Raw genomic sequence first — 13255 nt, 5'->3', positions numbered from 1 at the left:
CGAAGCGACCTACGAAGATCTAACGAAGCAACCGATGAAGATCCAAAGAATCAACGCAAGAAGATCCAAAGAAAACGCCCGACAAAGCTCCAAGCAGACCCCTACGGATCACTCCGCCAAAGGATCCTGAAACTGCGAACACTTAACCTGCACGAGCTTCCGATCCTGCAACCGCAACGCAGTCAACGACCCACCCCAAACACATCCCGTATCCAGGCAGATCACGTCCGGCCGCTGCAACAACCCCAGCGTCGACCAATGTCCAAACACCGTCGTGACATTGCGCGTCGCCCGATTAGGCACATCGAACCAAGGCACCAGCCCAGGCGGCCAAGCCCCCGGCGTCACCTTCGTTGCAAACTCCATGTGCCCGTTCGGCGTGCACAAGCGGATCCGCGTCAGCGCGTTGATGATCACCCGCATCCGCTTGCCGCCCTTGTGGTCTTCCTTCCAGGTGGCCGGCTCGTTGCCGTACATCTTTTGAAGCGCCTTCTGCCAGTTCGGGCCGCGCAGCGCGTCCTGGACTTCGCCGGCCAGGGCCAGCGTCTTGGCCACGTCCCACTTGGCCAGCGTGCCAGCATGGACCAGCAGATGGTTCTGCTCGAAATGCGCCAGCGGCCGGAAACGCAGCCAGTTGAGCAGGTCAGTGGCGTCCGGCGCACGCAGGATGGACTCCAGCGTGTCCGATTTGGACGGTTTGCGCACGCCCGCAGCCGCGGCCAGCAGGTGCAGGTCGTGGTTGCCCAGGACGACCGTCGCGCGATCACCGAGGTCGATGATGCGGCGCAGGGTTGCGAGCGACTGCGGGCCGCGGTTGACCAGGTCGCCAGCGAACCAGAAGCGCGACTTGGGGTCGCCAACCAGGTCGGGGTGGGACAGCAAGCGATCCAGCGGCGAGCAGCAGCCCTGCACGTCGCCGATCATCCAGATACTGCCGTTCATGCGGGACTCTTGCTCCAGGGCCAACGTTGTTGGACGAGACGGGTGATGGTGTGGCGGTATTCCATGTAGCTCATGGCGCCCAGCGCCAGCGCCATGGCGCCCAGGTTCGGGCCCAGGGCGGTCAGCCAGGGCGGCCACTTGCCCAGCATGCCGACGTTCAGCGCAAGCTGGTTCAGCATGAAGAAGCCCACGCCCAGCAGGATGCCCACGAAGACCTTGGCGCCGACGCCGCCGCGGCGGGTTTGCATGAGGCCGATGGGGGCGGCGATGGTGATCATCACCAGCAGGGTGAAGGGGTAGGCCAGTTTGCGCCACAGGGCGACGACCTGGCGGTCGTATTGAAGTTGGTTGTCCCGCAGGTATTCCACATAGTCGAGCAGCGTGACGATCGACATGCGTTCTGGCGTCAGCACACGCGCCAGCAGACGTTCGGCGCTGAGGGTGGTGTCGATGGAGCGTTCGGGCAGCTTGATGACGGTGGCCGGCGGGTTCTTGGGCGGGCGGGCGTTGGCGAGCGCCTCGGCGGCTTCGGCGTCCAGGCGGGTTTCGGAGACGTCCTTGAGCACCAGGTCGCCGCGCGTGAATGAGCCCGTGGGAGCGGTGGACAGCGCGGACAGCGTCAGGTCTTTCTTGAATTCGTAGAGGGTCACGCCCGCCACCTGGCCGTCGCCCTTCAGTTCGGCGATGTTGATGATGCGGGTGCCGCCATTGGCGGTGGGTTCCTTGAACCAGTAGCCGCTCTTGAGGCGGTCGCCGCCGGCCTTGCCGCGGAACATCAGGTTGGCTTCGCCGGTCTTGACCTCGGCCCAGGGCGTCACGTATTCGGACAGCAGGCCCGCGCCGATCATCAGGGGGATCGTGACGATCCAGAGCATCCGCAGCAGCTTCATGCCGCTGACCCCGGAGACCCGCAGGATGACGAGTTCGTTGCGCTGGGCCAGTCCCGCCAGCGCCAGGATGGCCCCGATCAGGAGGCCGATGGGCAGCAGGTCATAGAGACGGGTGGGGATCGCCAGCGCCTGCATGTACAGCAGGGCCATCATGGAGAACTTGTCGCCCACGTTGTCCAGATCGTCCACCAGTGCGAAGAACGTGAAAAGGCCGAGCAGGGCCAGAAGGACCACTGCGCAAGAGCGATAGACCTCTCGGGCCAGGTAGCGACGTGCAGTACGCATGAAGGAAAAGGAGTGGAGCGCGTAAACGTGAAAGCTTAACAAATCCCGCAGCGGGAAGACGGCCGGCAGGACTGATTTGTCCGCTTCCCCTTTCAGGGGATGTCGACCATCTGCATCCTTCGCGTCAGTACGCCGACCCGGGAATTCAGATAGTTGGACTTGCGATGACTGTCATAGAAGCGCGGGTTGGGCAGCATGGCCGCCAGCCGGGCCGACTGGCTGTTGCCCAGGTTGGCGGCGGTGGTATTGAAATAATGCTTGGCGGCGGCCTGGGCGCCGAACACGCCCACGCCCCACTCGGCGACGTTCAGGTAGAGCTCCAGGATCCGTTCCTTGCTCATGACGTGTTCGATCATGTAAGCCAGGACCAGTTCCTGGCCCTTGCGCAGGTAGCTGCGAGAACCTGACAGGAACAGGTTCTTGGCTAGCTGCTGGGTGATGGTGGAGCCGCCGCGCATCTTGGAGCGTCCGGCCTCTTCCTGTTTCTGGTTGTATTCCCAGGCCTTGCGGATGGCGTCCCACTCGACCCCATCATGACCCGTGAAATTGGAGTCCTCGGATGCGATCACCGCGCGCTTGAGCGACCGGTTGATCTTGTCATACGGCACCCATTCGTATTTCAGTTCGATGCCCGGGTCTTCCTTGCGCAGGCGCGATAGCTCTTCGCGCATCATCGCGCTGCTGCCCGGGTCGCGGTAGTTGTACCAGACCACCTGGGCGAACAGCCAGAATTGGTACAGCAGGATCGCGCACACCAGCGCCATCACCAAGCCGGTGGTGATCCGGAACCAATTGCGGCCGCCGCTGCGGCCCGTGCGCGTCGCCATGCCGTTCAGCTTCCGGCGGCCAGCGCCTCGCGCAGCGCTGCCAGGACGGGCGCGGCATCGGGGCGTACGCCGTGCCAGATGAAGAAGCTTTCGGCGGCCTGGCCGACCAGCATGCCCAGCCCGTCGGCCGTCAGGGCGGCGCCGTCGGTCCGGGCCTGCCGCATGAACGCGGTGGGCTGCGCGCCGTACATCATGTCGTAGGCGGCGGCGCCGTCGGCGTACAGACCGGGCGGGAGGTCGGGCGCAGCGTTTTGCAGGCCGCTGGCGGTGGCGTTGATGACCAGGTTCCAGCCGCCGGGCACGGCGGCGGTGGCCAGTGCGCCCGCGGTCACCTGGGTTTGCGGCGACACGCCGCTCGCGGCCCACGCGGCGGCCAGTTCCTCGGCGCGGGCGGCGGTGCGGTTCACGATGTGAATGCGCGCGCAGCCGGCCTCGGCCAGGGGTTGCAGCACGCCGCGCGCCGCGCCGCCGGCGCCGACCAGCAGCACGGCGGCGCCCGGCAAGCGTACGCCCAGGCGCAGCAGGTCGTTGACCAGGCCCACGCCGTCGGTGTTGCAGCCGTGCCAGACGCCATCGCGCCACGACAGGGTGTTGACCGCGCCCGCCAGCCGCGCGCGATTCGACAGATGGTCCGCCGCCAGCGCATAGGCGTCCAGCTTGAACGGCACCGTGACATTCAGGCCCAGGCCGCCGTCCGCCACGAAGGCGGCGACGGCGTCGGCAAAGCCGTCCACCGGGGCAAGCAGGCGCTCGTAGCGCAACGGCTTGCCGGTCTGCTGCGAAAACATGGCGTGGATCTGAGGCGAGCGGCTATGCGCGATGGGATTGCCGATGACGGCGTAGCGGGCTTGAGGAATCGCCTCGGTCATGGGGCCTGTGTTTCCAGAGTGTCGTTGACGAAATGCCAGGTGCGGGTGATGACCAGCACGTCCGTATCGCGGGCGATATCGGGAGGAAAGGGGGGAAAGGGCGCTGCCAGCTGGACGATGCGGCGCGCCGCCTGGTTCAGGACCGCGTGCGGCGAGGGCTGGTCGATCTCGACCTCGGCGATACTGCCATCGGCGCGCACCGACACGGTGATGCGCAGCGATCCGTAGATGCGGCCGCGCGCCTCGTCGGGGTAATGCTGGGTGCCGACCGTTTCGATCCGGGTGCGCCAGGCGTCCAGGTAGCCGGCGTAGCGGGACGCCTCGGCAGAGGGGGCGATGAACTGTTTGCGCGGCTCGGCGCTGTACTGCTGGACCCGCGCCGCCAGCGCCGCCACCTGGGCGTTCTGGATGACGCTGGCCTGGTCCTGGGCATCCTGGCCGACGTCGGCGCCGTCGGGCCACGGGTTGACGGCCTGGCGCTCGGGGCCGGCGTTGTGCGGCGAGCGCAGCTGGGTCATGAGGCGAGCCTGTTCGGCCTCCAGCTGCACCTGGCGCTGGCGCATGGCTTCCAGGACGATGGTCTCGGCCGAGCTGCCGGTCTGGGGAAGGGGCGTGGTGGACACGCCGCGGTCGGCGTTGCCGCCGCCCGTCATCTGGTTCTGCGCGACGGTGCGCGGGGTTTCCGGCGGCGTCTCGCTGCGGGCATTGAGCAGCACGACTTCCAGGCTGGTCACGGGCGGGCGCGTCTGCGTGGGCGCGCTGAAACGCCACGCCAGCGCGCCGGCGTGCACCAACAGCGATATCGCGATGCCGATACGCAGGTAGTGCTGGGCGGGGGCGCCCAGCCACCAGAGGTAACGGCTCAGCATGGAGGGGGAATCAGCGCGTTGCACCAGCGCATTGTAAGGCGAGTCCGCACCCGCCGCGCGGTCCGTCCGAAGGCGGTATTCACCCTCGGACGGACGGCCTAGACCCCGTCAGGCGGACGCCCGGGGGAAGATCCAGACCTTGTCGGCGGGCAGCGCGAGGCGGCAGGGGCCGGGCTCGCGGCCTTCGGGACCGTAGGCGCGCAGGGCGAGGCTGCGGGCCGGATCGGCGTCCGGCGTGCGGAACAGGTACTCCCAGCGGTCGCCCAGATACATGCTGGTCAGAAGCGGCATGTCGACGTGGTTGCCGTGCGGGTCATCGGCCAGACGGACCTGCTCCACGCGGATGACGGCGGTGGCGTCCTGGCCTGCGGCGACGCCAGCGCCGGCCTTGCCCCATAGCGACCAGCCGGCGCCCTCGATCCGGGCCTGGCCGTCGCGCAGCTCGGTGACCTTGCCGTCCAGCCGGTTGTTGCTGCCCATGAATTCGGCCGTGAACAGGGTGGACGGCGATCCGTACATCTCCTGCGGCGTGCCCTGCTGCTCGATCTTGCCGTTGTTCAGCAGCAGGATGCGGTCGGAGATCGCCATGGCTTCGCTCTGGTCGTGCGTCACCATCAGCGCGGACAGGCCCAGGCGGATGATGAGTTCGCGCAGGAAGGCGCGCGCTTCCTCGCGCAGCTTGGCGTCCAGGTTGGACAGCGGCTCGTCCAGCAGGATGACGGGCGGGCTGTAGACCAGCGCCCGGCCGATGGCCACGCGCTGCTGCTGGCCGCCGGATAGCGCGTGCGGGTGGCGCTGGCCAAGCTTGCCCAGGCCCAACTGGTCCAGCACGGCCTGCACGCGTTCGCGCACCTCGGCGCCCGGCGTCTTGCGCAGCTTGAGCGGATAGGCGACGTTCTCGAATACCGTTTTATGCGGCCACAGCGCGTACGACTGGAACACCAGTCCCAGGTTGCGCTCTTCGGCCGGGATCTCGGCGCGGGCCGCGCCGTCGTAGACGACGTTCTCGCCGATGGTGATGCGGCCGCGCTTGGGACCTTCCAGGCCGGCCACGGCGCGCAGCAGGGTGGTCTTGCCGCTGCCCGACGGGCCCAGCAGCGACACCACTTCGCCCTGGCGCAGCTGCATCGACACGCCCTTGAGCACCGGGTTGTCACCGTAGTCCAGGTGCAGGTCTTCTACAGAAAGCTCAATCATGAAGTTTGACTCCGAATCGCAGGGCGATGCCCAGGCCGATCACGACCAGAACGATATTGATGAAGGAAAGCGCGGCCACGATGTCGATGGCGCCGGACGCCCACAGCGACACCAGCATGGACCCGATGGTCTCGGTGCCGGGCGACAGCAGATAGACGCCGGTGGAGTATTCGCGCTCGAAGATCAGGAACATCAGCAGCCACGAGCCGATCAGGCCGTACTTGGCCAGCGGCACCGTGACGTGACGGGTGACCTGGCCGCGGCGCGCGCCGGCGGTGCGGGCGGCTTCTTCCAGTTCGGGCCCCACTTGCAGCAGGGTCGAGGAAATCAGGCGCAGGCCATAGGCCATCCACACGACGGTGTAGGCGAGCCACACGCTGAAGATGGTGCTGCGCAGGGCACGCAGCCATTCGACGAAGTTCTCGCGCAGCCATTCCGCGAAGGGCAGGGCCGACAGCCAGCCGTTTTCGTCCACGTCCAGCGCGTTGTCCAGCCACATCGGCACGAACAGGAACACCCACAAAAACGCCAGACCGGCCAGGAGGCCCGGCACGGCGCGCGGCACCAGCACGCTGTAGTCCATGAAGCGCGTGACGTTGTCCGGCTTGCGGTGCATCGCCAGGCCCACGAACATGTAGCACATCACTGCCAGCGCGCCGCCGAAGACACCAATGGCGACCGAGTTGACGATGGCGCGCATCAGGTTGGGCTGCGAGAACACGGTGCGGAAGGCGTCGAGCGACAGCACGTCAAAGAGCGAGACGCCCAGGCCCCAGTTGGACACGAACGCGCGCAGCAGCACGCCCGTCAGTGGCACGATGATGGTGACGAACAGCCAGAACGCCACCACCGCGCCGGCCACCCAGCGCCATTTGCCCAGCGGCAGCGGCCGCGCACGCGAGGCCTTGCCCTTGACGGTGACGAAGCGGTTGGCGGTGCGCATCAGGCGGCGCTGCAGCATCACCAGCGGAATGGTCATGCAGATCAGCACCACGGCCACGGCGGCCATCAGGTGATAGGACGGGATGCCCAGCTTGTTGGTCAGCTTGTACAGATACGTGGCCAGCACCAGGTTGCCTTCCGGATCGCCCAGCACCAGCACCAGGCCGAAGACTTCCAGCCCCAGGAAGAAGAGCAGCACGGTGGCGTACAGCATGGCCGGCCGCACCATGGGCAGGCTGACGGACACCATCACGCGCAGCGGCGAAGCGCCGGCCACGCGGGCGGCTTCTTCGACGTCGGACCCCATGCTGCGCAGCGCCGACGAGATGTACAGGTAGGCGTGCGGCACGTGCGTGAGGCCGGCGATGATGACGATGCTGGTCAGCGAATAGACGTTCCAGGGCACGAAGCCCAGGATGTTCTGCACCCAGGTCGAGAAGAAGCCGACCGGACCGGCCGCGACGACGTAGCCAAAGCCCAGCACCATGGGAGACACGAACACCGGCACCAGGATCAGCGGCTCGATCCAGCGGCGGCCGGGCAGGTCGGTGCGGATCATCAGGAACGCCAGCATGCCGCCCAGCGGAATGGCGATGGCGGCCAGGCCGAATGCCAGGATGAAGCCGCTGCGTAGCGCCTTGTAGAAATCGGGGTCCGCGAAGATGAAGCGGAAGGCGTCCAGGCTCCAGCTCTTGGACGGGGCAAAGAAGGGCGCCGAGAGAAAACTCTGGATGATGATGAACGACAGCGGCACGTAGATGGCGAGCGCCGTGATCAGCACCACCACGCCGCGTGGCAGGGACTGCCATTTTCTGCGCAATGACTGCATGGGAAATCCTGTGTTCGGAAATGACGCGGTGGCCGCGCCGCCGGGGCGATGGCCCCGGGGCAGGGTCAGGCGGACGGCGCGCCGTCCGCTGCGTTGGCGGCGGCTCCGGGCCGGGTGACCGCCCGGAGCCGGGGCATCACTTGCCCGCTGCCGCCCGCCATTGCTTGATGAATTCCAGGCGCTTGTTCTGCTCCAGGTAGTCCAGCAGCGTTTCGTTGACCGGAATCGGCTTGAGCGAGGCGCCCAGCTTCTTGGTCATGCCGTCCACGTCGTTGTCGCCTTCGATGTCATCGCGCACGGACGCCAGGTCGGCCTGATTGGCCATGATCTCCTGGCCCTTCTGGGACAGCAGGTAGTCCATCCACAGCTTGGCGGCGTTGCGGTTCTTGGCCTTCTTGCTGATGAACGCGACGCGCGACAGCACCAGCGCGTAGTCGGTGGGGTAGGCCACGCCCAGCGACGGATCGTTCTTGGCGCGCGTTTCGGCGTAGGAGCCCAGGATGTTGTAGCCGATCAGGTTCTCGCCCGAGGACACGCGTTCCATCATGGTGCCGGTGGACGACTGCACGATCAGGCCGCCCTTGGCGATGTCCTTGAGGGTGTCGAAATACTTGGGATCGTTGGCCTTGTCCTGCACGGCCAGCATGAACCCCACGGCGGACTTCTCGATGTCGTAGGTGGTGACCTTGTTCTTGAACTTGTCGGGCTGGCTGGCGATCAGCTTGGCCAGCGCACCGTGCGTCGTGGGCACTTCATTGGCGGGAATGAGCCGCTTGTTGTAGATGAAGACGGCCGGCTCGTAGGTGGTGCCGTAGGCCGAATCCTTCCAGTTGGCCCACGCCGGCAGCTTGCCTGCCTCGGGCGACTGGTACTTCAGCGCGTAGTCGGTGGCCAGCTTCAGGGCCGAGTCCATCGACGAGCTCCAGACGATGTCGCCGCTGCCGCCGCCCGCCGCCTGTTCGCTGATGTAGCGGTTGTACAGCTCGGTGCTGTTCATGTCGTTGTATTCGACCTTGACGCCCGGATACATGGCTTCGAAGCCCTTGATGATGGGGCCGGCGGCCTTGGTGTCGGTGGTCGAATAGATGACGACCTTGCCTTCCTTCTTGGCGCCGTCCAGGATCTTCTGGTAGTCGGCCGGGTAGCCCGCGGGCACTGCCTGCGCAAAGGCGCTGCCGGAGGCGATGGCGAATGCGGCGGCGCAGGCGGCCGCCAGTTTGGACTTGGCAAGCATGGGGGATGTCTCCGATTGATTTGGCTTGTTGCGGACTCTGGGGTCCGCGTGCAGCCATCTTAGGAGTGCGCGTCTGTCGTCGTCCTGTCATGGCGGCAGGCGACGTCTAGGGGAAATCCCTGGGCATGGCGGCGGGGGCGTCTTGGGCGTGTCCCGGGTCCGCCCACGTTTTTTATGTTCGTGGCCGGCCCACGTTTCTATTACGGCCGCTGCGGCGTATCGGTGACGAGCCGAATCCAGTTCTGCACGAAGCGCGAATGGCGCCGCTGATCCAGTCCCACCAGCAACGCCGGACTCAACACCACCGGCTGCACGATGCCCTGCGACCGCGCGAGCACCGCTTCGGAGGTCCAGCGCCCCGGCGTGTCTTCCATGATGGAGCCCAGCGCGGCATGGCTGGACGCGACCTGCTGGCCGGCGGGCGACAGCAGCCAGTCGACCAGCGCACGTCCCAGATCGGGATTGGGGGCGGTACGCGCGATCAGCACCGAGCGCGCCAGCACGAGCACGTAGTCCTGCGGAAACACCACGCCGATGGGCCGGCCCGCGGCTTGGCGCGACAAGGCGTACGAGCCGAGGATGTTGTAGCCGATGTCCAGTTCGTCGCGCTCGATGGCATCCAGGATCTCGGCGCTGGTGGCCGCCAGCCGCACGCCGGCCTGGCCCATGGCGTTGGCCAGCCCCCAGAAGTTGGACGAGACCAGTTCGTCCTGTTCGGCCAGCAGATAGCCCAGGCTGCTGGCGGCAATGTCGTAGGTGCCGATGCGTCCGCGCAGGCGCAGGGGGTCCTGTTCCAGCAGCCGCAGCAGGTCCTGGCGCGAGCGCGGCACGGCCGCCTCGGCAAAACGCTTGGGGTTATAGACGATGACCGCGGGCTCGAACGTGAACCCGTAGACCTCGTGCCGCCAGATGGCCCAGGACGGCAGCCGCGCGGCGTAGGGCGAGGCATAGCTTTGCGCGTACCCGTCGTTGGCCAGCCGGATCTGCAGGTCGGATGCCGAACTCATCAGCACGTCCACGTCCTGCAAACGCCCTTCGATGGCGGCCTCGTAGAGCTCACGGCTGCCCATTTCGCGGTAGACGACGCTGACGTCGGGGCGGTGGGACTGGAAGCCCTGGATGAGCGGCGCGACGACGGGCGTGTCGGTCGGACCGGCGATGGTGAGGACGCGGGAGGAAGCCTGGGGGGCGGGGTAGCGGGTGATGATTTCTGGGATCTGCGTGGGGCGGGGGGTGTCGGCAGTTTTGGCAGCGGCGGGAGCGGCAACCGGATCTGATGTGACCCGCGCCGGCTCAGCCGCGCCTGCCGCGCGGACCTCGGCGGACGGCGCAGCGAGCAGCAGGCATGCCGTGCAGAACGCCGCCGCGGCTGTGGTCAGCGCGCGCCCGGCGCCGCCGCGCGCCAAGGGCAGCACGACGCGAGCCGTCAGGCCGCCGCCGGGCCGGTCGAGCAGCCACAACGAGCCGCCATGCGCGACGGCCACGGATCGCACGATGGCCAGTCCCAATCCGGACCCGGGCAGCGATTCCCCCGCACGGCCGCGCGAAAACCGCTGCTGTACGGTTTCCTTTTCATCGTCGGCCACGCCAGGCCCGCGATCCGAGACGGTAAGGGCGACACGATATCCGGCAACTGGCATGGCTTGGATCTCAACGGGTCCATCCGGCGCGTAACGCAAGGCGTTGTCTACGAGGTTGCGCAGCATTTCGCGCAATGCGACACGATCCCCTGCGATGCGCGCGCGGCGCACTTCAGGCGCAATGGCGATGCGCAGCCGCTGCGCATCCAGAGGTCCAATGCGCCGGCGCGTTTCGTTGACGGTCTCCGCCACGCCGACAAGCGCGCGGGCGCCCTTGCCCATGCGGTGGGTGATGGTGGCGTCCATGAGCAACTGGTTGATGAGCTGGCTGGCGTGGGTGGCGTTCAGATGGATGCGTTCAAGCCGCGCATGCAATCGCTGCGGATCGGTCTCGTCCAGGGCGACCTCGGCCTGCGCGCGTAGCGACGCCAGCGGTGTGCGAACCTGATGCGCGGCGTCGGCCACCAGGGTGTTGAGGCTGTCCATGGCGCCGGACAGGCGCTGCATGAAGCCATTGAGCGCTTCGATGAGCCGCCGCACCTCGCGCGGCACGGGCTTGGACAGCGGCTCCAGATCATCGGGCGCCCGACGCCGCAGTTCGCGTTCGACGACGGCAAGCGGCGCAAAGGCGCGCTGGACGCCAAACCACAAGAGGCCGAGCGCGACCAGCGATACGGCAAGCAGCGGCAACACGCTGCGCTGCAGAATTTCACCGGCCAGCGCCTCGCGCGACCCCAACGTCTCGGCGACGCGCAAGGTAACCCAGCCGGCATGCTGGCTGGCGGACACGAGGCGGCCGACGGTCGCAACGCGGATGGGTTCGTCGTGATACCGCAAGTATGTGAAGACGGGCGTGGCGGACTGCGCGAGCGGCAGGCCGGGCGCAAGGTCGCCGTACCCGGTGATGAGCCTGCCGTTGGAGGTGCGCGCCTCGTAGAACACGCGCTCGCCGCCGGAAAGCATGGCAAGCGACGAGACTGGCGGCTCGACGGTGACTTCGTTGTCTTCGATCTGAACCGATCCGGCGATGGTCAACGCGGAGGCGGCGAGCAGGCGATCAAACGCCTGTTCCGCAGCACGCTGGGCGTAGCCGCGCAGGAAGAACACCAGCCCGATGAGCGCGCACGCAAGCAACACGGCGCCCAGCGTGAAGACGCGTTGCCGGATGGAGAAGCTTTCAGGGATTTTCATGGCTGCGGGCCTGATACCCGACGCCCCGCACGGTGACGATGTCCACGGACGCGCCGGCCAGTTTCTTTCTCAGCCGCGAGATCAGCAACTCAAGCGCATTGAGCGAGCCGTCGTCCAGGTCGAAGATCTGATTCATGAGGCGTTCTTTGGCGACGGTCTGACCCAGCTTTCCGACCAGAATCTCAAGCAATCGGAATTCACGCCGGCCGAGTTCGAGCGGCGCACCCGCCAGTTCGACATGCCTGTTTGCCAGGTCCAGACTGAGATTGCCGTAATGCGCAACGCTGGTGGTCTGCCCCGCAGGCCGCCGCAACAGGGCACGCAGCCGTGCTTCGAGTTCGCGCAGGTCAAAGGGTTTGACGAGGTAATCATCGGCGCCAAGATCCAGCATGTCGATCTTGTCCTCGATCTCTGCGCGCGCGGTCATGACGAGCACGGGCGCGTCGAGCCCGGCGGCACGCAATTCACGGATGAGCGTGAAGCCATCCTTGCCGGGCAAGTTGATATCCAGCACGAGCGCATCCCAGGTCTCGTCCAGCGCCCATCGCGAGGCCTGCACGCCGTCGTGGACCCACTGCACGCTATGACCTGCCGAACGCAGCTTGCTCTCAACGGCATCGCCAAGATCGAGATTGTCCTCGACCAGCAGAATGCGCATGGTGTCTTCTCCTCCGTTTGCTTTTTTGTTGGGAGTTTAACGGGGAGATCGTTAGCGTTGCGTTGGGATTCGGGTTTGGGGTTTTCCGACTTGGGCGCGTGCTGGTTCTTGAATTTTGGCGGCTTTGGTTCTTGAGGTGTCTGGCACGGCGGTGGATTCGGTTCTTAAGACGTCCGGCACGGTGGCGTCCCGGGGCGCGCGGGGCCACGATTGCGGTCCGGAGCCTTCGCTCCGGACTTCCCCTTCGTCATCCTCGTCCTCGCCTTCGGCGACTCCTACGGATTCCCTCGGGCTTATCGACGCCCCGCGCACCCCGGGCCGCCACCGCACCGGACTCCGGCAATTCAAGTCTTCAGGCCGCTGCGACGACCAGCGTGCTTGGCATTTTTGCGCAGAGACCTTCAGCCTAGAAGCATCTTGCGATGCCCGTCTCCGTTCGGCCGCGCGGGCGGCCTCCGGAGACTTACGCGGCGTCTTGCGTTGTGGTGATGACGCTTCGCGCGTAGGAGGCGCTTGGGTGTCTGACACCCGCGTAGACGCTACAGGCTTGAAGGGTGATTCCAGGGTGTCAGACACCCATCTTGGCGAAAGCGCTCGTTTTTTGCGGGTGTCTGACACCGTCGTGCGATTCCTTCGTGCGAGCACGGGTCGCCGCTTATCGTCACTTGAACTCAAGTGCCCGATGGGCGGCGCGAACAGGTCGGCAGGTTGTGGCGAATCGTCGCGGCGCCGCCCATCACCGCCCCACCCCCCGTGAGGCGAACCATTAGCAAACCAATCCCCGCCAGCGCGCAGCGCACACGCCACGACGCCTCACGACCCGATGCCGGGTTGCCGCCGTCCGGGCGGCAGCAACCCGGCGGCCCCGCAGATCTCCTGCCCTGACCACAGCTCTTGTAGCGCCACATACCAAAGACCCTGGCAGCACGGCGTCGCGGTCAC

Annotated in this window: 10 protein-coding genes; all 10 read right to left on the bottom strand. The window is 66.5% G+C overall.

All coding sequences use genetic code 11. The features are described 5' to 3' along the window. Window positions 1–108: 108 nt before the first annotated feature. The 10 genes from B2W22_RS23775 to B2W22_RS23730 all read right to left on the bottom strand — a co-directional run bounded on the left by B2W22_RS23775 (window position 109) and on the right by B2W22_RS23730 (window position 12313). Window positions 109–942, bottom strand: coding sequence for a symmetrical bis(5'-nucleosyl)-tetraphosphatase (locus tag B2W22_RS23775; RefSeq protein WP_286939751.1), 834 nt, complete (start codon window positions 940–942; stop codon window positions 109–111). Continuing rightward, entirely contained in the window at window positions 939–2117 is a 1179-nt protein-coding gene (gene lptG, locus B2W22_RS23770; RefSeq protein ID WP_175126249.1) for an LPS export ABC transporter permease LptG, read from the bottom strand. The genes B2W22_RS23775 and lptG overlap by 4 nt, the downstream gene beginning before the upstream one ends. Before the next feature lie 92 nt (window positions 2118–2209). Continuing rightward, window positions 2210–2944: a monofunctional biosynthetic peptidoglycan transglycosylase gene (gene mtgA, locus B2W22_RS23765; protein ID WP_218342198.1), complete on the bottom strand. Its 735-nt coding sequence runs from the start codon at window positions 2942–2944 to the stop codon at window positions 2210–2212. A gap of 5 nt (window positions 2945–2949) precedes the next feature. After that, window positions 2950–3813 (bottom strand): shikimate dehydrogenase, encoded by an 864-nt coding sequence (gene aroE / locus B2W22_RS23760; protein WP_239214248.1) that lies wholly within the window; start codon window positions 3811–3813, stop codon window positions 2950–2952. Continuing rightward, window positions 3810–4709 carry a TonB family protein gene (locus tag B2W22_RS23755; RefSeq protein ID WP_175126253.1) on the bottom strand — a complete coding sequence of 300 codons (900 nt, stop codon included), beginning with the start codon at window positions 4707–4709 and terminating at the stop codon, window positions 3810–3812. The genes aroE and B2W22_RS23755 overlap by 4 nt, the downstream gene beginning before the upstream one ends. An 81-nt stretch (window positions 4710–4790) precedes the next feature. Further along, a complete protein-coding gene (locus B2W22_RS23750) occupies window positions 4791–5879 on the bottom strand; it encodes an ABC transporter ATP-binding protein (RefSeq protein WP_175126246.1) in 1089 nt (362 codons plus the stop codon). Beyond that, on the bottom strand, window positions 5872–7650 hold the full coding sequence (locus B2W22_RS23745; RefSeq protein ID WP_175126245.1) for an ABC transporter permease: 1779 nt from the start codon (window positions 7648–7650) through the stop codon (window positions 5872–5874). The genes B2W22_RS23750 and B2W22_RS23745 overlap by 8 nt, the downstream gene beginning before the upstream one ends. A 136-nt stretch (window positions 7651–7786) precedes the next feature. Continuing rightward, window positions 7787–8884 (bottom strand): ABC transporter substrate-binding protein, encoded by a 1098-nt coding sequence (locus tag B2W22_RS23740; RefSeq protein WP_217467873.1) that lies wholly within the window; start codon window positions 8882–8884, stop codon window positions 7787–7789. A 200-nt stretch (window positions 8885–9084) separates the two neighbouring features. Then, window positions 9085–11655 carry an extracellular solute-binding protein gene (locus B2W22_RS23735; RefSeq protein ID WP_175186611.1) on the bottom strand — a complete coding sequence of 857 codons (2571 nt, stop codon included), beginning with the start codon at window positions 11653–11655 and terminating at the stop codon, window positions 9085–9087. Then, window positions 11642–12313 carry a response regulator transcription factor gene (locus B2W22_RS23730; RefSeq protein ID WP_175126243.1) on the bottom strand — a complete coding sequence of 224 codons (672 nt, stop codon included), beginning with the start codon at window positions 12311–12313 and terminating at the stop codon, window positions 11642–11644. The genes B2W22_RS23735 and B2W22_RS23730 overlap by 14 nt, the downstream gene beginning before the upstream one ends. Window positions 12314–13255: the final 942 nt, after the last annotated feature.

The organism is Achromobacter sp. UBA4530 (genome assembly GCF_002388205.1).
Lineage (GTDB): Bacteria > Pseudomonadota > Gammaproteobacteria > Burkholderiales > Burkholderiaceae_B > Achromobacter > Achromobacter animicus.
The sequence above is the reverse complement of the archived record's forward strand: the minus strand, read 5'-3'. Positions and strand labels throughout refer to the sequence as shown.